Origin of the sequence: Aeromicrobium phragmitis (assembly GCF_003674095.1) — a bacterium.
Classification (GTDB): domain Bacteria; phylum Actinomycetota; class Actinomycetes; order Propionibacteriales; family Nocardioidaceae; genus Aeromicrobium; species Aeromicrobium phragmitis.
Genome location: NZ_RDBF01000008.1, coordinates 53,800 through 80,468, shown reverse-complemented (window position 1 = coordinate 80,468; position 26,669 = coordinate 53,800). Strand labels below are relative to the sequence as shown.

General features: G+C 67.9%; 26 protein-coding genes and 4 tRNA genes. 10 read left to right on the top strand and 20 right to left on the bottom strand.

Features of this window, described 5'->3' with window-relative positions; translation table 11 throughout:
- The first annotated feature begins 463 nt into the window (after positions 1–463).
- A complete protein-coding gene (locus D9V41_RS11525) occupies positions 464–1,057 on the top strand; it encodes a hypothetical protein (RefSeq protein ID WP_121794718.1) in 594 nt (197 codons plus the stop codon).
- Positions 1,058–1,072: 15 nt separating this feature from the next.
- On the opposite strand, the gene D9V41_RS11520 is transcribed toward D9V41_RS11525, so the two are convergent.
- Complete coding sequence (locus tag D9V41_RS11520; protein ID WP_121794717.1) at positions 1,073–2,371, bottom strand: polysaccharide deacetylase family protein; 1,299 nt, start codon at positions 2,369–2,371, stop codon at positions 1,073–1,075.
- Between the two features lie 152 nt (positions 2,372–2,523).
- Here D9V41_RS11520 and D9V41_RS11515 point away from each other — a divergent pair, with 152 nt between their 5' ends.
- Positions 2,524–2,892, top strand: a complete 369-nt coding sequence (locus D9V41_RS11515; RefSeq protein WP_121794716.1) for a hypothetical protein — start codon at positions 2,524–2,526, stop codon at positions 2,890–2,892.
- Positions 2,893–3,104: 212 nt separating this feature from the next.
- Here D9V41_RS11515 and D9V41_RS11510 read toward each other — a convergent pair whose 3' ends face one another.
- Together D9V41_RS11510 and D9V41_RS11505 are read right to left on the bottom strand one after the other, a co-directional pair.
- Entirely contained in the window at positions 3,105–3,581 is a 477-nt protein-coding gene (locus D9V41_RS11510) for a hypothetical protein (RefSeq protein WP_133434176.1), read from the bottom strand.
- Between the two features lie 205 nt (positions 3,582–3,786).
- Positions 3,787–3,858, bottom strand: a tRNA-Val gene (locus D9V41_RS11505).
- 127 nt (positions 3,859–3,985) lie between these two features.
- On the opposite strand from D9V41_RS11505, the gene D9V41_RS11500 reads away from it, so the two are divergent.
- Complete coding sequence (locus tag D9V41_RS11500; protein ID WP_121794714.1) at positions 3,986–5,221, top strand: HNH endonuclease signature motif containing protein; 1,236 nt, start codon at positions 3,986–3,988, stop codon at positions 5,219–5,221.
- A gap of 23 nt (positions 5,222–5,244) precedes the next feature.
- On the opposite strand, the gene D9V41_RS11495 is transcribed toward D9V41_RS11500, so the two are convergent.
- Both D9V41_RS11495 and D9V41_RS11490 read right to left on the bottom strand, forming a co-directional pair.
- Complete coding sequence (locus tag D9V41_RS11495) at positions 5,245–5,583, bottom strand: hypothetical protein (RefSeq protein ID WP_121794713.1); 339 nt, start codon at positions 5,581–5,583, stop codon at positions 5,245–5,247.
- Between the two features lie 26 nt (positions 5,584–5,609).
- Complete coding sequence (locus D9V41_RS11490; protein WP_121794712.1) at positions 5,610–6,443, bottom strand: aminotransferase class IV; 834 nt, start codon at positions 6,441–6,443, stop codon at positions 5,610–5,612.
- A gap of 81 nt (positions 6,444–6,524) precedes the next feature.
- Between D9V41_RS11490 and D9V41_RS11485 the strand changes: the two genes are divergently transcribed.
- The 4 genes from D9V41_RS11485 (at position 6,525) to D9V41_RS11470 (ending at position 7,922) form a co-directional block, all read left to right on the top strand.
- Positions 6,525–6,596: transfer RNA gene (locus D9V41_RS11485), tRNA-Gly, on the top strand.
- Between the two features lie 29 nt (positions 6,597–6,625).
- A tRNA-Cys gene (locus D9V41_RS11480) sits at positions 6,626–6,696 on the top strand.
- A gap of 20 nt (positions 6,697–6,716) precedes the next feature.
- Positions 6,717–6,788, top strand: a tRNA-Val gene (locus tag D9V41_RS11475).
- 132 nt (positions 6,789–6,920) lie between these two features.
- Entirely contained in the window at positions 6,921–7,922 is a 1,002-nt protein-coding gene (locus D9V41_RS11470; protein WP_121794711.1) for an NADP-dependent oxidoreductase, read from the top strand.
- 46 nt (positions 7,923–7,968) lie between these two features.
- On the opposite strand, the gene D9V41_RS11465 is transcribed toward D9V41_RS11470, so the two are convergent.
- The 11 genes from D9V41_RS11465 to D9V41_RS11415 all read right to left on the bottom strand — a co-directional run bounded on the left by D9V41_RS11465 (position 7,969) and on the right by D9V41_RS11415 (position 20,405).
- Complete coding sequence (locus D9V41_RS11465) at positions 7,969–8,748, bottom strand: SDR family oxidoreductase (RefSeq protein ID WP_121794710.1); 780 nt, start codon at positions 8,746–8,748, stop codon at positions 7,969–7,971.
- 25 nt (positions 8,749–8,773) lie between these two features.
- A complete protein-coding gene (locus D9V41_RS11460; RefSeq protein WP_121794709.1) occupies positions 8,774–9,991 on the bottom strand; it encodes an acyl-CoA dehydrogenase family protein in 1,218 nt (405 codons plus the stop codon).
- A gap of 118 nt (positions 9,992–10,109) precedes the next feature.
- The gene (locus D9V41_RS11455; RefSeq protein ID WP_121794708.1) at positions 10,110–11,447 is read right to left on the bottom strand and encodes an acetyl-CoA carboxylase biotin carboxylase subunit; all 1,338 of its coding nucleotides are present in this window, start codon (positions 11,445–11,447) and stop codon (positions 10,110–10,112) included.
- Between the two features lie 2 nt (positions 11,448–11,449).
- Positions 11,450–12,304: an ABC transporter permease gene (locus D9V41_RS11450; protein ID WP_121794707.1), complete on the bottom strand. Its 855-nt coding sequence runs from the start codon at positions 12,302–12,304 to the stop codon at positions 11,450–11,452.
- Positions 12,304–13,248, bottom strand: coding sequence for an ABC transporter permease (locus D9V41_RS11445; RefSeq protein WP_121794706.1), 945 nt, complete (start codon positions 13,246–13,248; stop codon positions 12,304–12,306). Before D9V41_RS11445 ends, D9V41_RS11450 begins: the two co-directional genes overlap by 1 nt.
- Positions 13,248–14,234 (bottom strand): ABC transporter ATP-binding protein, encoded by a 987-nt coding sequence (locus tag D9V41_RS11440; RefSeq protein WP_121794705.1) that lies wholly within the window; start codon positions 14,232–14,234, stop codon positions 13,248–13,250. Before D9V41_RS11440 ends, D9V41_RS11445 begins: the two co-directional genes overlap by 1 nt.
- On the bottom strand, positions 14,231–15,214 hold the full coding sequence (locus D9V41_RS11435; protein ID WP_208006840.1) for an ABC transporter ATP-binding protein: 984 nt from the start codon (positions 15,212–15,214) through the stop codon (positions 14,231–14,233). Before D9V41_RS11435 ends, D9V41_RS11440 begins: the two co-directional genes overlap by 4 nt.
- Before the next feature lie 26 nt (positions 15,215–15,240).
- Positions 15,241–16,758, bottom strand: a complete 1,518-nt coding sequence (locus D9V41_RS11430) for an ABC transporter substrate-binding protein (protein ID WP_121794703.1) — start codon at positions 16,756–16,758, stop codon at positions 15,241–15,243.
- Positions 16,755–18,434: a class I adenylate-forming enzyme family protein gene (locus D9V41_RS11425; protein ID WP_121794702.1), complete on the bottom strand. Its 1,680-nt coding sequence runs from the start codon at positions 18,432–18,434 to the stop codon at positions 16,755–16,757. Before D9V41_RS11425 ends, D9V41_RS11430 begins: the two co-directional genes overlap by 4 nt.
- Before the next feature lies 1 nt (position 18,435).
- On the bottom strand, positions 18,436–19,989 hold the full coding sequence (locus D9V41_RS11420; RefSeq protein ID WP_243697246.1) for an acyl-CoA carboxylase subunit beta: 1,554 nt from the start codon (positions 19,987–19,989) through the stop codon (positions 18,436–18,438).
- Positions 19,990–20,189: 200 nt separating this feature from the next.
- The gene (locus D9V41_RS11415; protein ID WP_121794701.1) at positions 20,190–20,405 is read right to left on the bottom strand and encodes a biotin/lipoyl-binding carrier protein; all 216 of its coding nucleotides are present in this window, start codon (positions 20,403–20,405) and stop codon (positions 20,190–20,192) included.
- A 110-nt stretch (positions 20,406–20,515) separates the two neighbouring features.
- Here D9V41_RS11415 and D9V41_RS11410 point away from each other — a divergent pair, with 110 nt between their 5' ends.
- The 3 genes from D9V41_RS11410 (at position 20,516) to D9V41_RS11400 (ending at position 23,490) form a co-directional block, all read left to right on the top strand.
- Positions 20,516–21,184 (top strand): TetR/AcrR family transcriptional regulator, encoded by a 669-nt coding sequence (locus D9V41_RS11410; protein WP_166376014.1) that lies wholly within the window; start codon positions 20,516–20,518, stop codon positions 21,182–21,184.
- Positions 21,185–21,307: 123 nt separating this feature from the next.
- Positions 21,308–22,969, top strand: coding sequence for an AMP-binding protein (locus D9V41_RS11405; RefSeq protein WP_121794699.1), 1,662 nt, complete (start codon positions 21,308–21,310; stop codon positions 22,967–22,969).
- Positions 22,966–23,490, top strand: a complete 525-nt coding sequence (locus D9V41_RS11400; RefSeq protein WP_121794698.1) for an acyl-CoA thioesterase — start codon at positions 22,966–22,968, stop codon at positions 23,488–23,490. Before D9V41_RS11405 ends, D9V41_RS11400 begins: the two co-directional genes overlap by 4 nt.
- Before the next feature lie 10 nt (positions 23,491–23,500).
- Here D9V41_RS11400 and D9V41_RS11395 read toward each other — a convergent pair whose 3' ends face one another.
- The 4 genes from D9V41_RS11395 to D9V41_RS11380 form a co-directional block, all read right to left on the bottom strand.
- A complete protein-coding gene (locus D9V41_RS11395) occupies positions 23,501–24,106 on the bottom strand; it encodes a TetR/AcrR family transcriptional regulator (RefSeq protein ID WP_121794697.1) in 606 nt (201 codons plus the stop codon).
- A gap of 69 nt (positions 24,107–24,175) precedes the next feature.
- A complete protein-coding gene (locus D9V41_RS11390) occupies positions 24,176–24,475 on the bottom strand; it encodes a putative quinol monooxygenase (protein ID WP_121794696.1) in 300 nt (99 codons plus the stop codon).
- Between the two features lie 28 nt (positions 24,476–24,503).
- Positions 24,504–25,325 (bottom strand): enoyl-CoA hydratase-related protein, encoded by an 822-nt coding sequence (locus D9V41_RS11385; RefSeq protein WP_121794807.1) that lies wholly within the window; start codon positions 25,323–25,325, stop codon positions 24,504–24,506.
- A gap of 16 nt (positions 25,326–25,341) precedes the next feature.
- Positions 25,342–26,541 carry an acetyl-CoA C-acyltransferase gene (locus tag D9V41_RS11380; RefSeq protein ID WP_121794695.1) on the bottom strand — a complete coding sequence of 400 codons (1,200 nt, stop codon included), beginning with the start codon at positions 26,539–26,541 and terminating at the stop codon, positions 25,342–25,344.
- Positions 26,542–26,669 lie beyond the last annotated feature (128 nt).

The following is a 26,669-nucleotide window of genomic DNA, read 5'->3' as shown; positions in this document are numbered from 1 at the left end:
TGGAAGTGGCACGAAGCTGAGATCAGGCGCAGGACTTGCGCCTCGCACGACCCACAGCGGCGATACCGCCCCTCCTGCACCGATCAGCGTGGCGAGGAGGAGGAGCAGGTGGCGACGCACCGGCGCGGTCGCCCAACAGTGCACGAACAGTCCCGCGCCGCACAGCGCTGCGAGTGACACCGAGGCGAAGCTGGCCGATAGTTCCGATCCCCCAGCACGACAGCCCGGGGGCGCGGGGTAGATCGCCGGACACATCACCGGGACTCTCGTCGCGTACCACGTCGCGATGACCGCGGTGAACGTCGCAGCGGCCGCGAGCAGAGGCCAGGAGCTGACCGCTCGTCTCACGAGGGGTTCCATAGCGGTCGAGCGTAGAGCCCCGCGAGGCGCGTTATGCGTCACTTCACGCAAATGGGGCATGCCTTCTTCAGCCAAAGCTGAGCGAGGACGAAGGAGAACGACGATGGACACACACGGAGATCGTCCCGGACACGAGGACGACGGACGAATCACCCGCGCGGATCGCGGCGCGGAGGCACGCGCGACCTTCGGCGGGATGAGTTGGGGTGCGTGCTTCTTCGGATGGCTGGTGGCCATCGGCCTGGCCGTCCTGCTGACCAGCATCATCGGCGCCATCCTGAGCGCCGTCGGTTCCAACGTGAACCTGACGCAGGACGACGCGGAGAGCGAAGCGGGGACCATCGGCATCGCGACGGCCGTCGTTCTGCTCGTGGTGCTGGCGATCGGCCACTACGCCGGCGGCTACGTCGCCGGGCGGATGTCACGGTTCGACGGGGCTCGTCAAGGAGTCGGAGTATGGCTGATCGGCTTGATCGTCACCCTGATCGCGATCGGGTTGGGCGTCCTGTTCGGCTCGCAGTACAACATCTTGGATCGCGTCAACCTTCCCTCGCTCCCCGTCAGCGGAGACGCGATCGGGTGGGGCGCGGCGATCACCGCGCTGGCGATCCTCATCGTCACGTTCGTGGCCGCGCTCCTGGGCGGCAAGGTCGGCCAGCGATATCACCGCAGGGTGGACCGAGCGGTCGGCTACTGAGATCGGCGCCGGCGGCTATCCGACGGGACGCGCCGTGTCGATCACGCTCTGTGGGTCGAAGAAGGGTGCCAGCACGCCGCCACCGCTCTCGATCGCACCGCGCAGCCGGATCCCGTCGATGTTGATGCGTGCCTGGCGAAGATAGTCCCCGCCGAGCTGGTGCCAGGCGTTCGTCGACCCGTCGACACCGAAGAAGTACGAGAAGCCCAGTTCGCGGAAGAGGTCGTACTTCGGGCCGCCGTACGGCTCGGGACCCGCGATGTCGGCACCGAACGGGTAGATCAGCAGATCCGTCGGCCCCACGAGCGGCTCGACCTCGTCGCGCCACCGCTGCGCGTCTCGCTGGAACCGGGCGAAGTCGGCCGTTCCGAGATCGATGTGGCCCCAGCTGTGGGACGCGAACTCCCATCCGGTATCGCGAAGCGCCGCTGCGACCTCCTTCGCCTGCTCTTGATCCTCGGCGAAGGTGGGCGAAGGCGGATCGAAGGGAGACGTACGGTAACCGAGCACACCCTCGTAGCCGGTGACGGCGAGGACGCCCTTGTGCCCGTGATAGGCGAAGTCCGGGTGCTGCTCGACGAAGCGATCGACGATCGGCACGATGTCGTAATCGCCTTCATGCACGGCCCCCTCGGCGTCGATGTACTCGTTGACGACCCGGCCGTCGCGTAGCACCAGGCGGGTGGCGAAGCCGTCCCCTGACATGTAGTCGTAGTAGTTCGCATCGTCCTGAGAGAGCACGATCGGATGCTTGCCCTCAGGAAGCATGATCGGCCGGTACTGCATGCGCCCGGCGTCGTCCTTCGCGGCGATGTCGTGCGGGCTGACGAGGATGTAGCCGCGCTCGTACAAGGACTCGAGCGTGCGCTCGAACTCGGCCTGGGTCGCCATGTACAGGTCGTAGCCTGCGCTGTCCTCATCGCCGTCGAAGGCCAGCGCGGTGTCGACGATCAGACTGTGGAAGAAGATATGAGGAATCGTCGCGTTGTCCGGCCAGGGTCGCAGCGTCGCCTCGACGGCAGCGATCTCGGAACGCACTGTGTCGGCTTCCGGCGATCGCAACGGCGCGAGGAGCTCGGTCGCCGCCACCACGTTGTACTGGGCGAGGTGCCGTCGAGCCTCCTCGAGCGTCACCTGCTCAGGATCGACCTCGTCGTGAGCGCTGGGCTCTTCGCTCGTACCGGCGGGCGGGCTGGACGGCTCCTCGCCCGAACTACCGCCGATCAGGCCGCAGCCACCCGCGGTCAGCAGCAGAACGACCGCGACGACCACGACCGATGATCGCTTTCGGGCGACGCAGTGGAGTGCGGCCATGGTGCCCCCTTCTCGGGCTGGTGACGACGTCGTGCCCTGCCGTCTCGACGTGGCGCGAACGTCATGCGACAGATCCGGCATGTCGACCGTAACCGGACGACCGAGTTTTCCTCGACAAGAAGGCGGCGTGTCGGACCGAGCGTTGGATCGCAGTGACGGTCCGCCCGCGCAGGCTGGGCGCGAGCAAGGAAGAAGACGCCGCCACCCCTCAGCGGCCCCAGGTCACGGCCGAACGTGCGCAGGAGTGGGGCCGGGAGTCGCCTTCGCGCTCGTCCGCCCACGGCCGCGGATGGGACGCGACGACGGCCGAGAACGCGAACGCCGAGGCTGAAGCTGAAGTGCTCTCCGCTGAGCTACCCGAGAGCTACGCCTGTTGGTGCCGCTCCGCTCAGGTCACACCTATCTCCAACAAGAAGCTCGGCGTCCGTATGGGCAGGTTGGAGCAACGACTAAACGAGGTGCCGGAGGCGTCCGAAATGTTCACCGGATTGAAGCTCACCGATGGAGCCGTCACCTACTGAACGCGTCACCGAAAGCGTCACTATGCGTTACTCACACATGGTGTCCCTTCCGTTTTTGGGTCCGAAAAGTGACGTACTGGTGACGTGAGTTGCGCATCTTGAAGAAAGATGTGTACGGGAGGAAAAGGCGCATATGAACTATTCGCTTATAACAGCCGAAAAACGCGTCACTCGCGTGACTCGACCACACCGCGAGCTAGGACCGGGGCCTTCTACGCCAACACCCAGAACTGTAACCAGCGCCAAGGAGTCCTGTACCAAGCAATCTTTGGACTCTCTTCTCCAAAACGCTTGTTGTCCTCCCGGAGCCGTTCAAGGTAGAGGCGCTTGGCTTTGATCCTGTCGAAGAGCCCAATGGCTATGTCGATCCGAGCAGAGCATTTGAAGGCCTCAATCGCATAAATTCGATCCATCTCATCCGGACTGGTGCCGAACACGTAATCAGCTTCACCAGCGGTACGGCGTGACCCCATGAGATCCACTAGCGCGTGCGCCTCTGTTGTACGGAGTACATCAGGGTTTCGTGGCGCATCGTTCTCCGCCTCAACGCAGCGGAGGAAGTCAGCGTAGACCTCAGCCAGCTTCGCCTTACGTTCGCGCTCGTGGGTCTTCCGCGCTTGGTAGAAGGCCACGAACAGCACAGCGGCAGCACCAAGCACCGCACTCAACAGGCTCACGCTCGCACTCACGTTTGCACTGTAACCGCGAGAACCGGCGACGCGGAGCAGTCCAGCAGTACACACGCGGAGTGTGTACCGGCGCGCAACTTCCCACGAACCTCCCCCGTCTAGTACACGGCGATGTGTAGAAAGTGTGTACCTTTCGGCCTTCTGAGCCGTGCGAGGTCTTCGTCGTGACAAGAAAAAACCCCGGCGTACCGGGGTTCCTGCTCGGTGGGCGATACTGGGTTCGAACCAGTGACCTCTTCGGTGTGAACGAAGCGCGCTACCACTGCGCCAATCGCCCCTGAGTGCGTTGGACACTTTAGCGCACGCCCCCAGCCTCCTTCCACAGCACCTCCCCCGCCCGGGTTTTCCCACAGACACGCGTCCGCTTCGCCGTGTCATCGAACACGCGTTCGATAGACTGGGGTATGGCCGATAACCCCATCATCGAGACGCTCCGCGAAGCTGCCCGAGCACTCGCCGGTGGGGTCGGCGATCTGGACACGTTGCGGGCGATCCAGGCCGCGCAGGACGCACTCGACGCCGCGAAGGCCGAGGTCATCGGCCGGGTCGAGGAGACACGGGAGTACGAGACCGAGGGCGCCTCCGGCGTGCAGTCCTGGGCCCGGCGCGAACTACGGCTGTCGGCCCGCGACGCCCGCGCCCTCGTCGCGGCGGCACACTCCTTGCGCACGCTGCCCCACGTCGCGCAATCAGCCGCCGCCGGCCGGATACGGCTGGGCCACCTGCAGCAGTTCACCTACGGCCTGCGGCACGTGGGCGCTCGAACGATCACCGACGCGCAGGAGTGGCTGGTTCCGGTCGCCGAGACCTGCGAGCCCGGTGACCTGCACCGGGTGGTGCGGGCGCTGCGCGAAGCCGTGCACCCCGACGAGCTCGATGCCACGTGGGCGCGGGGGATGGACCGCGAGGACATCCAGGTCACGCCAGTGCCCTCGGGCTGGCATGTGAGCGGGTTCCTGGCCGCCGACCTCGGCGGCAAGCTCCGCGCGCTCCTGGGCAGCCTCGGCGCACCGCGTGAGGCCGGCGACACCCGCACCGGCAGCCAGCGACGCGTCGACGCCCTCAGCGAGCTTCTCGACACGATCCTCGAACACGGTCTGCCGTCCGACCGCGGCATCCGCCCGCACCTGTCCGTGCATGTCGACGCGGACGCGCTTCGCCCCGACGCGTCCGAGCCGCCCGCGTCGCTGTCCGGGTTCGGTGCCATCGGACCGCAGCTGCTGGAGTACCTCACCTGCACCGGGGACCTGACCGCGTTTCTCACCCGCCGCCACCGCGGCGGACATGCCGACGTCCTCGACGTCGGCCGCACCCGCCGCCTCGCCACCCGCACCCAACGCCGCGCCGTCCTCGCCCGACAGCGCGACGAATGCGCCGCACCCGGCTGCCGCAACACCCATCTGGAGATCCACCACGCCCACTGGTGGTCCCACGGCGGACCCACCGACCTCGACAATCTCATCGGTCTCTGCCCCAGGTGTCACCGACTCGTCCACCGCAGACTGCTGACCATCACCGCGACCGGCCAAGGCCGATTCGAATTCCACGACCACGACACCCGACGCATCCGCCGGGCCTGGCGCGAACGTCTCGCGCAGCACCGGCGTCAGCGCGGGGACCCCGCCCTCGCGCCGCCGTGAATCGGGACGAGCGGGAATGCTCGTCAGCGCTCGAGGCGCAGGCCCGTGGTCACCGGCGCGGCGAGTTCGACCCGCTCCCCGTAACGATCCGGGTGACTCATGTCGACGAGCTGCACGGTCACGTGGGACGGGCTGGCCTCGACCAGCTCCGCACGCATCCAGACGTCGTCACGCTGCACGGCCCATCGCTCGGCGAGATACGACAACCCCTTGCCGACGAGCGCATCCTCGCCGTCCTCGCGGGTCTCGTGCTCGCTCAACGGGTACCCGAAGACCGTTGCGGCCGTCCACCGGCCATCGCCCTCGGTCAGGAAACCCACGAGCTCGCCGTCCTCACGATGCACCGGCAGGGATTCGCTCATGCGCTGCACTGTACGGGTTTCGATTCTCACGGATCGACATTCTTGGCTGCCTCGCGCGCCCAGATCTCCTGAGCCCGCCGGGTCAGCGGGCCAGGTGCGGGCACGTCGCGGTCATCGACCCGCGCGATGGCCTGCACGTCACGCGTCGTGCCGAGCAAGATCACCTCGTCGGCTTCGTTCAGCACCTCCAACGGCGCGTCCCGCTCCACCACCTCGATCTCGTCCGCGAGCCATTCCAGCGCCAGCGCGCGCGTGACTCCCGCAAGACAGCCCGAGGCGAGTGTGGGGGTCACCAGCCGACCGTCGAGCGCGTACATGACATTCGATCCGGTGCCCTCGCACAGCTCGCCCCGCGTGTTGGCCATGACGGCTTCGGAGGCACCTCGCGACCGGGCGTACTCGATCATGAGGGCGTTCTCGGCGTAACTGGTCGTCTTCAGCCCGGCGAGCGCACCGCGCTCATTGCGCACCCACGGCACGGTCACGATCTCGGCGACATCGCCGGGCCGCTCCGCGGGCTCTGTGACAATGATCATGGTCGCCGGACCCTCGCCCCGGGGCGAGCCGAGCGGCCCCTCCCCCGACGTGACCGTGATCCGCACCCGGCCGAAGGGGAGATTCTGCCCCGCGATCGTCTCGCCGACCCCCGCGCGGATCGCGTCGATGTCCGGCGTCCCGATCCCGAGCCCCTCGGCGGAGCGGACCAGCCGATCGAGGTGACGGGTGAGGGCGAACGGCTGACCCTGCGAAACGGCCACCGTCTCGAACACACCGTCGCCCACCACGATCCCGTGATCGAGGACGTTCACCGCCAGATCGCGGGGAGAATCGAGCACCCGTCCGTTCACCCAAGCTTTCATGCCTCGACCCTATGCCGACCCCCTGTTGGACGCCTTGGGAGGACCGTGTAATGTTCTGTGACGCCTGCTGTTGAAGGCAGCGCGGATGTGGCTCAGTGGTAGAGCATCACCTTGCCAAGGTGAGGGTCGCGGGTTCGAATCCCGTCATCCGCTCGGAGCGGGTCTCGCCGGACCCATCCAGTGGTGGGTTGGCCGAGAGGCGAGGCAACGGACTGCAAATCCGTTTACACGGGTTCAAATCCCGTACCCACCTCGAACACAACTCAACATCACGGGCGATTGGCGCAGCGGTAGCGCGCTTCCCTGACACGGAAGAGGTCACTGGTTCAAACCCAGTATCGCCCACCTGAGAGGGCCCCTGGCATCGCCAGGGGCCCTCGCTTTCTCTCCCGAGCTCGCGTCGACACCGCGCGCCGACGCTCCCCGACGGCCGCGGGACAATATGATGTCGACATCAGGTTCGATGAAGGGAGACGCATGGAGGCGCGCCAATTCGTCCTCAGCAGTCGGCCGAGCGGTGCCCCGACGCGCGACAACTTCGCGTTGCAGCGGGTGGAGTTACCCGAGCTCGCCGAAGGACAGGTCCTCGTCCGCAACGAGGTGCTCTCCGTCGATCCCTATATGCGGCCACGGATGGACGATCGTCCGTCGTACGTTCCGCCGTACCGCCTTGACGCTCCGCTCGACGGCGGGGCGGTCGGCACCGTCGTGGCGTCGCGATCGCCGGACCGGCCGGTGGGCACCGCCGTCCGGCACATGCGCGGCTGGCGCGACCTAGCGATCCTCGACGCCGCGGCGACCGACCCGCTGCCGGAGACCTCCCTGCCGCTCTCGTACCACCTGGGCATCCTCGGCATGCCCGGCCTGACGGCCTACGCCGGGCTCCAGGAGGTGGCATCGCTGCGCGAAGGCGACACGCTCTTCGTCTCGGGTGCCGCCGGGGCGGTCGGTGGGTTGGTGGGTCAGTTCGCGCGCCTCATGGGCGCCACGCGCGTCGTGGGCAGCGCGGGCTCCGACGAGAAGGCTCGCCTCGTCGAGGACCTGCTCGGATTCGACGCCTGTTTCAACTACCGCAGCGGCCCCGTACGAGAGCTCCTGTCAGCTGTCGCGCCCGGCGGGCTGGACGTGTACTTCGACAACGTCGGCGGCGAGCACCTCGCGGCCGCCATCGAGGCGATGCGCCTCAACGGGCGCATCGCGATGTGCGGCATCATCGCCGATTACGACACCGCCCCACAGCAGCGGGCGCTGCAGGCCGACCTCTTCCAGGTCATCGGTCGACGCATCACGATCCGCGGGTTCATCTCGACCGATCATGCGAGTTTGCGCCCGGAGTTCCTCGATACCGTGACGCGGTGGGTGGAGGAAGGTCGGATCCACTATCGCGAGACGGTGACGGAGGGCCTCGACAAGACGCCCGACGCCTTCATCGAGATGCTGCGCGGCGGCAACATCGGCAAGGCCATCGTCCGGATCTGAGGCGAGGTGCCCGTGGCCGCCACGGCGGCCGGCCACGGGCCGGTGCTCACCCTCGAGCCCAGGTCACGCCGCCGTCGACGGCGACCGTCGTGCCGACGACGTAGTCGCCGGCACGCGACGCGAGGTAGATCGCCGCGGCGGCCATGTCCTCGGGTGTGCCGATGCGGCCAGCGGGGATCGACGACTTGATCTCCTCGGCGTGGTCGCGAGCGTCGCGGTTCATGTCCGACGCGAAGGCGCCCGGCGCGATGCCGTTGACGACGATGCCGTCCTCGATCAGCCGCAACCCCATCTTGCGGGTCAGATGGATCACCGCCGCCTTGCTGGCGTGGTAGCTGTACGTCTCCCCCGGGTTGACGCTCATGCCGTCGATGGACGCGATGTTGACGACCTTCGCGAGGTGACCGTTCGCCGCAGCAGCTTCGCGCAGCTCGGGAGCCAACGTCTGGGTCAGGAAGAACAGCGCCTTGACGTTGAGATCCATCACCTTGTCCCAGCCGTTCTCCGGGAACTCGTCGAACGGCGCTCCCCACGCGGCGCCGGCGTTGTTGACCAGGATGTCGAGGGTGGACTCGTGCTCGCGCAGCCGCGACACCACGTCGCCCATTCCCTCCGGGCTCGCGATGTCTCCCGGTAGCGAGACGCAGGTCCCCAGTTCGGAGAGCTCGCGAGCCGTCTGGTCGCACGCCTCCGCCTTCCGGGCGGTGATGTAGACGCGGGCGCCCTGCCGCAGGAAGCCCTCGGCGATCATGCGGCCGATGCCGCGAGACCCGCCGGTGACCAGCGCAGCGCGGCCCTCGAGTGAGAACAGAGAAGTGGTATCCATGAGACCTCCTGGGGTCGACGTGGGATCAGGCACGAGCGGTCAGTTTGGCGATCTCGCGCTTGGCGAGGGCGTTCTTGTGCACCTCGTCCGGCCCGTCGGCGAATCGCAGCGTCCGGACCTGGGCGAACCACTCGGCGACCGGGAAATCCTGACTGAGTCCGCCGCCGCCGTGGGTCTGGACGACCTTGTCCAGAATCCACTCGACGGTCTTCGGCGTCGCGATCTTGATCGCCTGGATCTCGGTGTGGGCGCCCTTGTTGCCCACGGTGTCCATGAGCCAGGCCGTCTTCAGCACCAGCAGCCGCAGCTGCTCGATCTTGACGCGGGCCTCGGCGATCCAGTCGCGGATGACGCCCTGATCGGTCAACGGCTTGCCGAACGCGACCCGATCCGCCGCGCGCCTGACCATGAGCTCGAGGCCCCGCTCGGCGATGCCGATGGCACGCATGCAGTGGTGAATGCGGCCGGGCCCGAGACGCGCCTGAGCGATGGCGAACCCGTCGCCCTCGCCCGCGAGAATGTTGGTGACGGGCACCCGGACGTCGGTGAACACGATCTCGGCGTGGCCACCGTGGTCCCGGTCGTCGTAGCCGAAGACCTTCATCCCGCGCTGGATGTCGACCCCGGGGGTGTCACGGGGGACGAGGATCATCGACTGCTGGCGGTGCCGGGCGGCACCGGGATCGGTCTTGCCCATGACGATGAGGATCGCGGCGTTGGGGTTCATCGCTCCGGAGATGAACCACTTGCGGCCGTTGATGACGTACTCGTCGCCGTCGCGCTCGATGCGGGTCTCGATGTTGGTGGCATCACTGGAGGCGACGGCCGGCTCCGTCATGGCGAAGGCGGAACGGATCTCGCCGGCGAGCAACGGCTTGAGCCACTGCTCCTTCTGCTCGTCGGTACCGAACAGGTGCAGCGTCTCCATGTTGCCGGTGTCGGGCGCCGCGCAGTTCGTGGCCGGCGGGGCGAGATGCAGGCTCCGCCCCATGATCTCGCACAGCGAGGCGTACTGGACGTTCGTCAGACCGGCGCCGGCCTCCCCCGGCAGCCACAGGTTCCACAGGCCCCGCTTCTTCGCCTCGGTCTTGAGCTCCTCGATGATCGGCGGCGGTCCCCAGACCCCGATGCGCTCCTCCATCTGGGCGTCGTAGATCGCTTCGGCAGGGTAAACGAACTCGTCCATGAAGGACTCGAGCTGCTGAACCAGTTCGGTGGTGGTCGCGTCCGGCGCGAATTCCATGGTGCCTCCTGTCGTCCGTCACCGCTGGACCACGGCGCCCCTTCACCGTACCTGAAACTAGATTCAACTTCAAGAAATCGGCCGGTGCCCCTCGCCCGGAGCGAGGTCGCGGCTCCCGTCAGGCCGTCGTCGCCGCCGACATGCGGGCGACCAGGCTCGTGTCGTGGGTACCCTCGACGAAGTCGGGCTCGCGCAGCACCCGCGCGAGGAACGCGAGATTCGCACCAGGACCTTCGATCGCCGTGGTATCGACGGCCTCGCGGGCACGAGCGATCGCTTCCGCGCGGGTCGTCGCGGACACGATGACCTTGGCCAGCAGGGGGTCGAAGAACGGAGTGACCGTCGTCGCTGGGCCGTAGCCCGCGTCGACGCGCACTCCCTCTCCCTGTGGCATCTCCCACCGCTCGATCGCGCCGGGCCGGGGCAGGAACCGCTCGGAGTCCTCGGCGTACAGCCGCAGCTCGATCGCGTGCCCCCGCGGCTGCACGTCGAACTCGGGGATGGTGGAGTCGCCTTCGGCGATGCGCAGCTGCCACGCCACCAGGTCGACGTCGTGGACGGCCTCGGTCACCGGGTGTTCGACCTGCAGGCGCGTGTTCATCTCGAGGAAGTACGACTCCCCCGAATCGAGATCGTGGATGAACTCGACCGTCCCCGCTCCCTGGTAACCGACCGCTTCGGCCAGTGCGCCCGCGCTCGCGAGGAGGCTGGCCCGCCCGGCCGCGTCGAGCGCCGGCGACGGACTCTCCTCGACGACCTTCTGGTGCCGCCGCTGCACCGAGCAGTCCCGCTCGGACAAGGCGACCGCCCGCCCGTCGGGCAGCCCCATCACCTGGACCTCGAGGTGACGTGAGCGTTCGATGAAGCGCTCGACGATGACGCGGTCGTCGCCGAAGACCGAACCCGCGCGGCCGGTGACGGAGGTGAACGCCCGGTCGAGTTCGTCCTCAGTACGCACCACCGCCATGCCGATGCCGCCGCCACCGGCGACCGCTTTCAGCATCACCGGATATCCCACGGCCCGGGCGACGTGCTGCGCCGCCTCGAGCGAGTTCACCGCGCCGTCCGAGCCGGGGGCGACCGACAGCCCGGCCTCGACCGCCGCGGCACGCGCGCTCGCCTTGTCCCCCATCAGCTCGATGACGTCGGGGCTCGGCCCCACGAAGACCATCCCGGCCGCCTCGACCGCGCGCGCGAAGTGCGCATTCTCCGACAGGAAGCCGTATCCGGGGTGCACCAGGTCGGCGCCGAGCGCTCGGGCCGCCGCGACCATGGCCTCGACGTCGCCGAACTCGCGCGGCCCCGCCAACTCGACCGCGGCATCTGCTGCCGACACGTACGGGAGTTCTGCGTCGACCTGCGGATACGCCACGGCGCCGGTATGACCCACGGCGCGGACGGTCCGCAGGATGCGCGCGGCGATCTCGCCCCGGTTGGCGACGAAGACGGTGGCCATGGTCACTTCCTCTTGGGGTCGAGCAGTCGCTGGATCTCGTCGCCGAGGATGTTGAACGCGAACACCGTCGCGGCGATCGCGAGACCCGGGATGAAGATCTGCATGGGGGCCTGGTCCAGGAACGTATAGGAGCGCGACAGCACCGCGCCCCAGGAGGACGTCGGCGGTTGCACACCGAGTTGCAGGAAGCTCAGGCTCGCCTCGGCGATGAGCGCGAACCCCATGAGCACCGCGATCTGCACGAGGATCGGCTGGATGATGTTCGGCACGACGTGCGTCACGACCATCCGGCGCAGACCACGCGCACCAAAGGACTTCGCGGCTTCGATGTAGGTCTCGGACCGAATCGCCATCGTCTGGGCACGAGCCAGGCGGAGAATCGACGGCGACAGGACGATACCGACGGCGGTCATCGCGGTGATGATGTTCGGGCCCATCGTCGCGGTGATGCCGATCGCCAGGACGATCGCCGGGAACGACATGACCGCGTCGACGATGCGCATCACGATCGCGTCCGTCCAGCCGCCCAGCCACCCCGCGGCGATACCGAGCGGAAGCCCGATGACCACCGCGATGGCCACGGCCAGCAAAGCCGCGAGGACCGAGACACGGGTGCCGTGCAGCATACGACTGAGGACGTCGCGGCCCAGGTCATCGGTGCCGAGCGGATGCGCGCCACTCATCGGCAGCAGGATCCTGTCGAGGTCCTGGGTATTCGGCGCATGCGGGGCGATCACCCCGGCGAAGACGACGACGATCAACACCACGGCCAAGATGGCGTAGCTCACCCAGACCGAAAGACGGCCGGCGCGGCGACGAGTGGTGGCGGTCTGAGCGCGGGTAGTGACGACGGTCATCAGGAGATCCTCGGGTCGAGCAGGCGGTAGGAGACGTCGACGATCAGGTTCGTCAACAGGACGATCAGCGCGGCCACGAACACCACCGCCTGGATCACGCCGTAGTCACGCTGGTTGGTCGCTTCGACGGCCAACGAACCGATGCCCGAGATCCCGAACACCGCCTCGACCACGACGGCGCCGCCGATGAGCCGCGACACCTGCAGGCCGATGATGGTGGCCAGCGGCAGGCTCGAGTTCTTGAGCGCGTGCTTCCACACGATGCTGCGATTGGTCAGGCCCTTCGCTCGGTGGGTGCGCACGTAGTCCGTCGACAGGCTCTCCACCATGGCGCTGCGCACTTGCCGGCAGATCTCCGCACCGCCGACGAGGCCGAGCGCGAGGGCAGGCAGCACCAGGCCGCGCAAAGCCTGCGCCGGGTCACTTTGGAGGCTGACGCCCCCCGGCCCGGGGAACCATCCGAGCGTCAGCGCGAAGACGATGATGAGCATCATGCCGAGCCAGAAGTTGGGGATGGCGATGCCCGCAGTCGCCGCCGTGGTGAGGAAGCGGTCGAAGGGTGTATCGACCTTCTGCGCCGCCCAGACGCCCGCGGGCAGGCCGATCACGACAGCGACGACGAGGGCCATCGTCGTCAGCACCAGGGTCACCGGCAGTCGCTGCAGGACCAGCGCCGTGATGGACTCACCGGTCTGGAAGGACGTCCCGAGGTCGCCCGTGAAGGCGTTCCCGATCCACGACAGGTACTGCATCACCAGCGGTTGATCCAGGCCGAGTTCCTCCCGGATGCGCGCGAGGTTCTCCGGCGTGGCGTAATCGCCGGCGATGGCGACTGCCGGGTCGCCGGGAATGAGGCGCTGGAGCAGGAAGACGATCAAGGTCGCCAGGATCAGCGTCGGCACGGCCGACAGCAGGCACGTGCCCACCACCCGGAAGATGCGCATCAGGCCGCTCCCTTCCCACGTCGTTCGCCGTACAACTCCTCGACGCGCAGGCACGCCGACGAGTGACCGGGCAACACCGGCAACAGCGCCGGCTTCTCCTCTCGGCACCCCTCCTGCGCGAACTGGCACCGAGTGTTGAAGCGGCACCCCGGCGGCGGAGAGACCGGGCTAGGGATGTCGCCCTTGAGCACGATCCGCCGTTCGGCGGAGGAGTCGTGGACGAGCGGTTGCGCCGACAGCAGCGCCTCGCTGTACGGGTGGAGACTGCGGCCGACGAGGGACTCGGTCGTGGCGTTCTCGACGATGTTGCCCAGGTACATGACGCTGATCCGGTCGGCCACGTAACCGACGACCGAGAGGTCGTGACTGATGAACAGCACCGTCAGCTCGTACTCGGCCTTGAGATCCTGCAGGAGATTGAGGATCTCCGCCTGCAGCGCCACGTCCAGCGCGGCCACCGACTCGTCGCACACGAGAACCTGGGGGTTCGTGACGAGCGCGCGGGCGATGTTCGCCCGCTGCTTCTGCCCGCCGCTGAGCTGGTGCGGATACCGCGACAGCATCTGGGTCGACAGCCCCACGTCCTCGAGCGCCTTGACGGCGATCTGCTCGCGGTCCTGGCGCTCACCGCGCTTCATGACGTCGAGCGGCTCGCGAACGCTCTGCAGGATCGTGCGGCGGGGGTCGAGCGCGCTGTGCGGGTCTTGGAACACCATCTGCACGGCTTGGGAGAATCCGCGGCGCTCCTTCGCTCCGAAGCCGGAGACGTCCTCTCCACGCCACCGCACCGTGCCGCCGCTGATCGGAACGAGGCCCATCGCCGCACGGGCGACGGTCGACTTGCCCGATCCGCTCTCGCCGATCAGGCCGAGTGTCTCGCCCTCACACAGTTCCAGGCTCACGCCGTCGACGGCAGTCACATGACGCCGCCCTCCGACGGGGAACCTGACCGAGACGTCCTCGAGGGACAACAAGGGGGTGCTCATCGGGCGACTCCTTGGAAATCGAGCTCGCGGGACCGGATGCAGCGCGCCTCGCGCGCGGTCGAGAGTGGGATGAGGTCTTGCGGCTTCGTGCACTCGTCGACGGCGAACGGGCACCGCGGACGGAAGACGCATCCCTCGACGGTGGTGCCCGGCGGCGGTACCCGGCCCGGGATGGTGGCGAGCCGTTCGCCGCGCGATCCCGGCGACGGGAGTGCCGCGAGCAGGCCCATCGTGTACGGATGCCCGGGCGAACCGAGCACCTCGGCCACCGGGCCACGCTCGACGATGCGCCCGGCGTACATCGTGATCATCCGATCGCACGTCTCCGAGACCACGCCGAGATCGTGAGTGACGAACAGCACCGACATCCCGCGTTCGCGCGCCAGCGACTTGATGAGGTCCAGCAACTGCGCCTGGATGGTCACGTCGACCGCCGTCGTCGGCTCGTCGGCGATGAGCAGCTTCGGGTCGCACGCCAACGCGATGGCGATCATCACGCGTTGCCGCATGCCGCCGGACAGCTCGTGCGGGTACGCCTTCATGCGCGCCTTCGGATCGGAGATCCCGACGGCGTCGAGCAACGCCACGGACTCGGCCCGGGCCTGCGCCTTGTCCATCCCGCGTCGGGTCCGCAACGTCTCCATGAGCTGGGAACCGACCGTGAAGACGGGGTCGAGCGCCGTCATGGGCTCCTGGAACACCATCGCCAGCGGGACGTCACGGCGGGCGGCATTGCGCTCTCCCCGCTCGTTCCAGAGCGGCTGGCCGTCCAGGACCGCGCGTCCCTCGATCCGCGAGCTGCGCGGATCGAGCAAGCCCATGAGGGCCAGGGAGGTGACGGTCTTGCCACTCCCGCTCTCGCCGACGAGTCCCACGATCTCGCCCGGCTCGATCGTCAGGTCGACGTCGTAGAGCGCTTGGACCTGGTTCTCGTCATGACCGAAGTGGACCTGCAGCCCTTCGACCGTGAGCAGCGCCATGACCGTCACCTCCTGTAGGCCTCGGCTCAGCCGAGGCTGACTCCGATGAACTTCGGCTTGCCGAGCAGGTTGCCCTCGAAGCCGTTGACGTCGTCGCTGAGACCGACGAGCGAGTCGCCGAACACGAGCGGCAGCCACGGGGTGTCGGCGAAGACCGCCTCGGCGGCCTCGTCGAACCCGGGCTTGCGCTCCTGCGGTTCCGTCGAGACGTCGGCCTTGTCGAGCGCCTCCTCCAGGCCCGGCGTCCCCTCGTCGGAGGTGTTGAAGTACCCCTCGGCGGAGAACATCAGCCGGTAGCTCATCGCCGGGTCGGGCCGTCCGGTCCACTGCGACAGCAGGGCGGGTGCCTTGCGATCGTTGAAGTAGTCGTTCGTCGCCTGGACGATCTCCAGCGGGCGGATGTTGACGGTGACACCGACCGCGGCCCACTGCTCCTTGAGGATCTCCGCCACGCGAATCGTCGCCGAGTCGGCGTTCGCGATCATGTCGAACGACAGGTCGCTCGCACCGGCTTCGCCGAGCAAGGTCTGGGCCTCGTCCGGGTCATACTCGGACTTCACCGACGACGGCGGCGCCGCCCAGTAGTCACCGCCGGGGACGATGCCGTCCGCGACCACCCCGCGATCGAAGTAGCCGCTCTTGAGCAGTGCCTCGCGATCGATGGCCAGGGACAGCGCCTTGCGCACTCGCGGATCGCTGAACTCGGGTGCGGCCTTGTTCAGGTAGACCTGGTTCAGATTCACGCGCGGCGACGCATGGAGCGAGACGTTCGAAGCACTCTCGAGCGAGTCGCTGTCGGACGGGGAGACCTCCATCACGACGTCCTGCTGGCCCGAGCGCAGCGACGTCACGCGGGTCTTCGGGTCCGGCATGATGTTGAAATCGATCGCCGACACGCGCTCGGCGTCCTCGTCCCAGTAGTCGGCGAACTTCGTCACCTTGAGGACGTTGCCGCGCTTCCACTCCTGGAACTCCCATCCGCCGGCGCCCACGGGCTGGGTGCTGAGGTCGCCGCCGGCGGCCTCGGCCGCCTTGGGTGAGACCATCATGCCGGCGCGATCGGCCAGCACGAGCAGCAGTGACGCGTCCGGGTTCGTGAGGTGGTAGGTGACGGTCAGTTCGTCGTCGGCAGTGACCCTCTCGACCGACGCGAGGTCCGCCTGGATGTTCGAGCCCTCCGCCTTGGCGCGCTCGAAGTTGTAGACCACGGCCTCGGCGTTGAACGGCTCGCCGTCGTGGAACGTGACGCCCTCGCGAAGGGTGAGCGTCAGCTCGGTCGGGGACTTCTGTTCCCACGACTCAGCGAGACCGGGCTCGGGCTCGAGGCCCTCGGTGAAGGAGATGAGGGTGTCGTACAACGGGTAGAGCAGCACGTGGTCGGTGCCGGCATTGCCGCGGATCGGGTCGAGCGACGAAGCGTCGGCCGCGGCCGCCACCCGCAGCGCCCGGTCGGCGTCACCGGCACCGCCACCACCGCCGCAGGCGGCCAACACAGTGAGGAGTAGCGCCGCAGCGACTGCGCTCCCCCGGGATCGAATGGTCATGAGGCGTGTCCTTCCGTCCACTGCTTGCGCAGCTTGTACTTTTCGATCTTGTTGGTCGGGGTACGGGGAATCTGGTCCACCGCGATCACGTCGCGCGGCCGCATGAACTTCGGCATCGCGTCTCGACAGTGCTGGTCGATCGCGTCGCGATCGAAGTCGTGGCCGTCGGCCACCTCGACGAACGCCACGACGTCGTCCTCGTCGCCCTCGGCGCTCGGCACGGCGATGACCGCCGCGAGCGCGATCGACGGGTGTTTGACGAGGAGCTCCTCGATGTGGAAGCCCGAGATGTTCTCACCCCGCACCCGGATGCGGTCGCCCATGCGGTCGATGTAGGCGAGCACGCCGTTCTCGTCGCGGACGGCGGCATCACCGGTGTGGAACCACAGATTGCGCCAGGCCTTGACGGTGGCCTCGGGCTTGGCCAGGTACTGCTCGAAGAACAAGGCGGGCAGCCGCGGGCGCATGGAGAGCTGGCCCACCACGCCGACCGGGCAGACCCGGTCGTGCTCGTCCAGGATCTCGACCTCGACGAACGGCGCCGGCGTCCCCATGATCCCCTTGGGCATCGGGTCCGCACCGCGCTGCACGAGCAGGCCGTACTCCTCGAAGACCGCACGCAGCTGTTCGTGCGAGTGGCCCCGGTACAGCTCCTCGGGGGTGCCCTCGCCGGCGGCGGTCTCCTCAGTCAGGGTCATGATCGACGCCCCGGTCTCGGATTGACCGAAGCCGGACGTGACGAAGTCGATGCCGAACCGCTGGGCGAAGCTGTGGTGGTTCGCCGGCAGCGGCTGCATGTGCACCTTGTTGAGCGGATTGCGGCGGTCCTCATCCGAAGGTTCGGCGTTCAGCAACCACGGAGTCATCACGTCCAGCAGCACCGCCGCGGTGCAGCCGGTGTCCTTGATGCGGCGCCAGAAATCGCTCGGGCTGAAGCGGTCCCACAGGCTGACGGAGGCGCCGGACCACAGGGCGCGCGCGACGTTGAAGTGCGCCCCACCGACGTGGTACATCGGCAGGTCGTTGTAGACGACGTCCTCGGGGGTGAGCATCCGGCGACCGACCCAGCAGTAGCCGTTGACCCAGCGATGAGACTGGACGACGCCCTTGGAGGGGCCGGTGGTGCCGGAGGTGTAGATGACGTTCGCCGGATCGTCGAACGCGACGTGGACGTCGGGGCGCGGCGCCGGCGAGAGGAGTTCGGCGAACTCGCCCTCGCGAAGACCGTCGAGCACGACGGTGCGTGGCACGGACTCCAGCCGGGTGCGCACCTGCTCGACCCGGTCGCGCATCGTCCGATCGACGAACAAGGCGGCCGGACGGGTGTCGTTCACCTGGTAGGCCAGCAGGTCCCCGGAGTACTGGAAGTTGATCGGCGCGTACACGGCGCCGAGCTTCCACAGGCCGTACATGAGGACCGTCGACACGAGCGGATTGGTCGTGAGGAGGCTGACTCGCTCACCGGGCGCGAGGCCGAGGCGGGCCAGGTTGCCCGCCACCCGGTCGGTGAGGCCACCGAACTCGCCGTAGGTCAGCGACTCACCCGTTTCGCCGTACAGGACGGCAGGCCGATCGGGGTGGTGCGCCACGTGATGGTCGAGCGCCTCGACGGCCGTCGCGAAGTCGAACTCGAGGATCTGCTCGAGCTCGGCGCTGGTGTGGAGGACATCAGTCATGTCAGGGCCTCGTTCCGAACGATGGTGGACCGACCAGTTCCGGGAGCACTCGGTAGGCGTCGCGCACCCATCGCGTGAGCAGTTCGCGGCTGCGGCGGGGGTCGATCAGGTCCTGAACCCCGTAGCGCTCGGCGGTGCGGAAGGGCGAGCGGGCAACCTCGAGTCGTTGGTGGATCGTCGCCATCAGCGCCTCAGGATCGTCCGAGGCCTCCAGGTCAGCCCGGTACGCCGCCTCGACGCCCCCCTCGACGGGAAGCGATCCCCAGTCGCCCGAGGGCCACGCCCACTGGCGGTTGTAACGGTGGCGATTGATCTGACCGGCGCCTCCGACGCCGAACACCCGGCGCACGATGATCTCCGCCATCGGAACGCGCGCCTGGTAGGCGGCGACGACGGCGCGAGCGCCCCGACGGATCGAGGCGGTCTTCTCCGCCTGGAGACCGATCATCATCCCGGACTGGTCCGTGAGACTGACGATCGGCAGGTGGAACGTCTCACACAGGTCGACGAGACGGGTCAGTGCGTCGGCGCCGTTCGGCGTCATGGTGGCGCCCTTGTAGGGGTCTGTCGCGATCACACCCACGGGATGGCCGTCGAGGCGCGCCAGTCCGGTATAGACGGAGGCGCCGTACCCCGCATACTCGAAGTTCGAACCGGCGTCGAAGATCGCATCGAGAATCGCGCGGAGCCGATACGGCTGTCGGCGGTTGCGCGGCACGACGTCGGCGAGGGTGTCGGCGGACGTCGCGGGTTCGGCTCCGGCGATGACCGGCGGCAACTCGTACACGCTCGACGGCAGGAACGACAAGAAGTCCCGAATGGCCTGCAAGGCCGCCTTCTCATCGGGCACGATGCGGTCGATGGCCCCGCTGCGCCGGTGCACCTCGGCGCCACCGAGTTGCTCCTTGTCGAGGGCTTCCCCGGTCGCGTGTCTGACCACGGCCGGCCCCGCCACGAACATCTGCGCGATGCTCTCGATCAAGACGCTGAAGTGGCTCATCACCACGCGGCCCGACCCCAGGCCAGCGACCGGACCCATGCACGCGGCGACGACCGGGACCAACGAGAGGTTCTCGACGACCGAGTCCCAGCCGGGGTTCGCCGGAACGTAGGTGTAGCCGGCGTCCTCGATCATCCGGACGCTGCCGCCCCCGCCGGTGCCCTCGACGAGGCGTACCAGCGGAACCCGCATCGCCCCGGCCATCCGCTCGGAGTCGACCTGCTTGGCCATGATCGAGGCGTCAGCGGCTCCACCACGGATGGTGAAGTCGTCGGCCCCCAGCGCCACCCGGCGTCCATCGATCGAACCGAGGCCGAACACGAAGTTCGCCGGCATCACGCTGACCGTCGAACCGTCGTCGGCCACGGTCGCGAATCCGGCGAGGGCGCCGACCTCCTCGAAACTCCCGGCATCGAGCAATTCACTGATGCGCTCGCGCACCGTGCTGCGGCCGGCGTCGTGCTGGCGACGGATCTTCTCCTCGCCGCCGAGCAGCTCGGCCATGCGAAGTCGGCGGGAGATCTCCTCGATCTCGTCGGACCAGACGTGGCTCACGGGTGCCCCTTCGTCCTTCGCAGGTCGGGATCGACCCGCGGCGTGGATGAGACCTAAGCACTCGCTTAGGTCGGTTGCAGACTAGACCGTAGGTGATGCAGCTCACAGATGCAACGCTTTTTGACGCACGTGTCAATCCGTGGACACCCGCCCGGGCGCCACGCGGCCCTGGGCGCGGTCACCCAGGGCCACCGGGCGGATCAGTCGGCGAGACGGACGACGACCGCACCCTCGTCCACGACTTCCCCCTCGGATGCCAGTACCTCGCCGACCACTCCGGCGCGTGGAGCGACGACCGGGATCTCCATCTTCATCGACTCGAGCACCAGGAGCGGCTGGCCCTCCTGAACCTGGTCACCCACGGCCACCTCGACCTTGAACACCGAAGCCGTCAGCTCGGCTCGCACATCGGACATGACACGCCCTTTCACCTGTTATGTTTCATGGAACGAAAGCTAAGCGTACGCTTATGTCGAGCCGAAGGTGATGGACCGCACACTCACGGCCCATCGGAGGGGAATCACGCGTGACCGACACGACCAGCCGCGATCCGGTCCGTCCGTCGGCCGCGCAGTTCGATCGCGAGCGCGCCGAGCGGCGCATCGAGGAGTTCTGGGACGAGCGCGCGACGGGTGCCTCACGCCGCATCCTCTGCGGTGCCACCTTGGCGTTCGCCGACCTGGGCTACCACGGCGCGTCGACACGCGAGATCGCCAACCGGGCCGGCATGAGTTCGGCGGCGGTCTACATCCATTTCGAGTCCAAGCAGGAACTGCTGCACTGCATCGCCCTCGAGGGCCACAAGGCGTCCACGGGAGCCTTCAGCGATCCCGCGCGACAGGCGGCGGACCCGGTGAGCCAGCTTCGGCTCGGCGTCGCCTCGTTCGCGACATGGAACGCGGAGATGAACCTGCTCTCCCGCTCGATCGAGTACGAGATCCGGCTGCACCGAGGGCCGGAGTTCGCCGACGTCTGGGACCTGCGCCGGGGGGTCGACGCTCACGTACTCGAGATCCTCCACGCCGGCATGGCCGAGGGCGTCTTCCGGCTCGCCGATCCCGAATGGGCCAAGATCACGATTCTGTCGACGTGCATCGACGTCGCGCGCTGGTACCGGCACGGCTCGTCGCGCACTCCGACGGCGATCGGCTTCCAGTACGCGGACCTCGCGATGATGCTCGCCGGCGCCCGCTGACCATCTCCCCCCGCCACCTATTGACACCGACGTCAAACTACGGTTTATTCCTTGACGTCGACGTCAATGAGACCGCGATCACATCGTGCGGTCCCCCTGCAGATCTCGGAGGTCAGCCGTCCCATGACCAGTCAGAAGTCACTCGACGCCTACGTGGACGAGGTCCGCCAGCTGCACGCGGCACTGCGACCGGCGGGCATTCCCGCCGAGCCCCGTTACCCGGCCGGCCTCATCACGATTCCGGCGCACGTCTCCCATTGGGCGGCCGAGCGTCCCGACCTCCTTGCGCTCGCCCTCGGCGACAGCCGCTACACCTACGCCGAACTCGACGAGATCCACCGCCGCGTCGCCACCTGGATGTCCCAGCACGGCGTCCGCCGCGGCGACCGCGTCGCGATCTACCTCGGCAACTCGGTCGAATTCGCGATCGCCTTCCTGGCCGTGCTCCGGCTCGGCGCCGTCCACGTCCCGGTCAACCCGATGTTCCAGCCGGCCGAACTCGCTTACGAGCTGCTCGACAGCGAACCCGTGCTGATCGTGACCAACAGCGCGCTGTCGGAGGTCATCGAGGCGTGCGAGGACCGCGTTCCGGAGATCCCGGTCCTGCTGACCGACGGCACCGGTGAACTCAGCTGGCAGTCCGCGGTCGCCGCCGAGCCGTACGCGGGCGACGACGGTGATCTCGACTCGCTCGCGGCGCTCAATTACACCGGCGGGACGACCGGCATGCCCAAGGGCTGTCAGCACACCCAAGGGCACATGCTCTACACGGTGGCGAGCGCGGCGACAGCAACCGAGATGGCGTACGACGGCGACTACGTGTCGTTGTGCTACCTGCCGATCTTCTGGATCGCGGGCGAGGACCTGGGCATCCTCATCCCGTTCGTGCTCGGTGGGACGAGCATCCTCATGTCGCGGTGGAACGCCGGCGAGGCGGTCGACCTCATCGAGCGCTACCGCGTCACACTCATGACCGGGACGGTCGAGAACTACCTCGAACTCATGGACACGCAGGACCTCGCGTCGCGCGACCTCAGCTCGCTCGTCGACCCGCAGGCCGTGTCGTTCGTGCGGAAGATGACGCCGGAGGTGCGCCGCCGCTGGGCGGAGCTCGTGCCCGGCTCGGTCCTGCGCGAGTCCTCCTACGGCATGACCGAGACCCACACCATCGACTGCGTCCCCTACGGGTTCGCCGAGAACGACTTCGATCTGCTGTCCGAACCGGTCTTCTGCGGCGTGCCCGTGCCCGGTACCGACATCGCCGTCGTCGAACTCGGGACGCAGAACCCGGTGCCGCTCGGGGAGGTCGGCGAGATCATCGTGCGCAGTCCCTCCGTGACGGACGGGTATTGGCGCAACGAGGAGGCGACCCGAGAGCAGCTCGTCGACGGCTGGATCCACACCGGCGACAACGGGCGGATCGACGAGCAGGGCTTCCTGCATTACCTCGGCCGGCGCAAGGAGATGATCAAGGTCAACGGGATGAGCGTGTTCCCGGCCGACGTGGAGATGCTGTTGACCCAGCATCCCGCGGTCGACTCGGTCGCCGTCGTGCCCACCGAGGACCCGGAGACCGGCCAGCGTCCGGTCGCTTTCGTCGTACCCCGGGAGGGCACCGACGTGACCGCCGAGGAGCTGACGGCGTGGGCCCGGGACAACATGGCGACCTACAAGGTCCCCCTCGTCGCGGTTCTCGACGCGTTGCCGATGACGGCGACCGGCAAGGTGCGAAAGAACGAACTCGCCGGGGACGCCGCGGCCCTCAACACGGTGCAGCCCTCATGAGCGCGCTGCCGGCCCTGGACGACGTCGACGCGCTGGGGACCCTCTTCACGAGCACGGTGCCCGAGCGCTACCGGGACCTCAACGGGCACGTCAACGTACGCGGGCACTACGACCTGCACATGGACGGTGCCGAGCACGCTTTCGAGAAGCTGCTCGGGATCGACCAGGCGTTCCTCGACCGTACGGGCCACAGTTCGTTCAGCGTCGCCCACCACGTCCAGTTCCATCACGAGATCATGGTCGGACATGAGGTGTCAGTGCATCTGCGCGTCCTGGGTCGCGGCCCGAAGACGGTGCACGCCGTCACCGTGCTGGCGAACCGGACGACGGGCGAGATCGCCAGCACGCTCGAATTCGTCGAGGCCTACGTCGATCTCACGACGCGCCGCGCCGTGGCCATCGCGGACGAGGTCGCCGAACGTCTGGACGCGCTGCTCGAACAGCACCGGGAGCTGCCGTGGTCGTTGCCGCCGAGCCATCAGCTCGGGACCTCGCGGCCGCCGTCACCTGAGCAGCCCTGAAGCGTCGAGGTCAGCGCCCGAGGCAGGCCATCCAGATGCGGTGCATCTCCTCGACCGCCGCGTCGATCTCGATCGTGCCGTTGACGACGAGTGGTGCGTAACGGTCGTTCATTCCGGCGCCCATCAGGCCGAGCGACTCGGGATCGGCGACCGGATGGACCCGGCCGGCCCGCGCCTGCTGGGCCACGTACGTCGCCGTACGATGGACCGCTTCGCGCTGGATCTCCACCCATAGGTCGCGAATCTCGGGGTCGGCCACCGCCTGGTGATTGAGCACGGCCATCAGCGCCATGTGCTCGACGGTGACCTCGAGTGTCGTCTCGATCGTGCGCCGCAGCACGGCGTCGACGTCATCGGCGTCGATCCCGGTCAGGTCCTGGGCGCGCGTGAAGCGATCGCGCACCTGCTCGGCGAGCACGGCGAACACCTGCTCCTTCGACGCGAAGTACACGTAGAACGTGGCCCGACTGGCACCCGCCCGTCGGGTGACCTCGGCGATCGTCGTGGCGCCGTAGCCGAGCTCCTCGAACGCCGACCGAGCCGCCGCGAGCAGTTCGCGGTAACGCTCCGCATCCGCGCGATCATGGTCCTCGCGAACTGCCCAACCCGTCGTCATACGGTCAGTCTAGCCGCTGCGTTGACGCGGACGTCAAACTCTCACTCGACGCCCCCCGCCCGGAGGCGATCAGGAGACCTGTTCACCGACCGGTTTGAGTACGGTGATCACCGGCTCCGCCGCCAGAAGGTCCTCGACCTCGCGATTCAGCGCGGCGAACGCCTCGAGCTCGCCGTGGCGGCGGATGGCCTCGGCGGAGTCGTACGTCTCGAGCAGCACGTAGTCGCTCGTACTCCTCCCGACCCGCTGCAGGTCATAGCGCAAACATCCTTCGTCGGCGAGCATGTGCGGCCTGGCGGCCGCGACGGCCTGCTCGAACGCCTCGTTCTGGCCCTCGCGGACGCTGAAGGTCGCGGTCACGTTGATCATGTCGGTGCTCTTTCCTCTGCGGTAGCGGTCAGCGCGGGCGACCGAAGGTGGGGGTGCGCTTCTCGACGAAGGCCCGTACGGCGCCGACGTGGTCGTCGGTGAGTCCGGTCGCCTTGTGCAACGGCACCTCGGCGTCCATGTTCTCCTCGAGGGTCTCGTGGGTCGCCCGCACGAGGTTGTCCTTCATGTACTGCAGCGCCAGGGCCGGGCCCTCGGCCAGCTGCTGCGCGAACTCCCGCGTGCGCTGCGCGAACTCGTCCTCGGGTACCAGCTGGTTGAGCAGTCCCAGCTCCAGTGCCGTGTCCGCACGCACGCGCGGGTTCAGGATCATGAGCTCACGGGACTTGACCGGTCCGACGATCTGTTGGAGCAACCACGCGACACCGAAGTCGCCGGACAACCCCACCGCGGCGAACGCCGTCGCGAACACGGCACGTTCGGACCCGATCCGGAAATCCGCGGCCAGCGCCAGCCCCAGCCCCGCACCGGCGGCCGCGCCGGGAATCGCGGCGATGACGGGCTTCGGACAGCGGTAGATCCGCGCGACGGTCTGTCGCTGGATCCACCGCTGGCGCTCCGTGGCCTCGGCGTCCACGGCATCCGCTCCGGCACCCTCTCCCCCGCGCTCGTTGAAGTCCTGCACGTCGCCTCCGGAGCAGAACGCCTTCCCCGCACCCGTCACCACGATGGCGCGGACCTCGTCCGACTCCTCCATGGCGGTCAGCAGGGACACCAGTCCCTCCAGCATCGCGTCGGACAGCGCGTTGCGGCGATCGGGCCGATTCAGCGTGATCGTGCCGACGCCGTCGCGCAGCTCACCGAAGACGTGGTCCTCGGCCGTCGTTCCCATGAGGTACATGCTGCGGTCACGCCACTTCGAACAGCCCGGCAGCACCCATGCCGCCACCGACGCACATCGAGATCACCACGTACCGCACACCGCGACGCTTGCCCTCGATCAGGGCGTGTCCGACGAGGCGAGCGCCGGTCATACCGTAGGGGTGGCCGATCGAGATGCCGCCGCCGTTGACGTTGTAACGCTCCGGATCGATACCGAGCTTCTCGCGGCAGTACAGCGCCTGGGAGGCGAACGCCTCGTTGAGCTCCCACAGACCGATGTCGTCGATCGAGAGGCCGTGCCGGTCGAGGAGCTTCGGGATCGCGAAGATCGGCCCGATGCCCATCTCGTCGGGATCACACCCGGCCACGGCCATGCCGCGGTAGACACCCAGGATCTCGGCGCCGCGCTGCTCGGCGACCTTCGCCTCCATCAGCACAGCGGCCGACGCTCCGTCCGAGAGTTGAGAGGCATTGCCCGCCGTCACCGTCGAGAAGGACGTGACCTGTCCGTCGGGGAGCACCGGCTTCAGCCCGGTCAGCGATTCGAGAGTGGTCGAGGGGCGGTTGCCCTCGTCCTGCGTGAGCGTCACGACCTCTTCCGACACCTCTCCGGTCGAGCGGTCCTGGACGAGCTTGACCGTGGTCAGCGGCACGATCTCGTCGGCGAAGCGTCCCGCATCCTGCGCAGCCGCGGTGCGCTGCTGCGAAAGGAGGGCGAACTCGTCCTGCGCCTCACGACTTACTCCGTAACGCTCCGCCACGATCTCGGCCGTCTGCAGCATCGGCAGGTAGATGTCCGGACGATGCTCGACCAGCCACGGGTCCTCGGCGCGATGACCGTTCAGGTGCTCGTTCTGCACCAGCGAGATCGACTCCACTCCGCCGCCGACCGTGACGTCCATACCGTCGTGGACGATCTGCTTGGCCGCCGTGGCGATCGCCATCAGGCCCGAGGCGCACTGTCGGTCGACCGACATCCCCGACACGGAGGTCGGCAGGCCGGCCCGCAGAGCAGCCTGGCGGGCGATGTTGAACCCGGAACTGCCCTGCTGCAGCGCAGCGCCCATGACCACGTCCTCGACCTGCGCGCCGTCGATGCCAGCGCGGGCGACGGCCTCGCGCACGACATGGCCCGCCAGTTCCTGTGCCTGGGTGTTGTTGAACGCACCTCGGTAGGCCTTACCGATCGGAGTGCGGGCGGTCGAGACGACCACGGCCTCTCTCATGGGGATCCCCTCGTGTGTGTGACAGTCGATCCCGCGCGTTGACCACGCGCAGGCTGCGATGGAGTAACATGAACTCTACTTCAACTTCAAATTAGGCGCGGCGGGGCGCCCTGTCAACCGCGCCACGC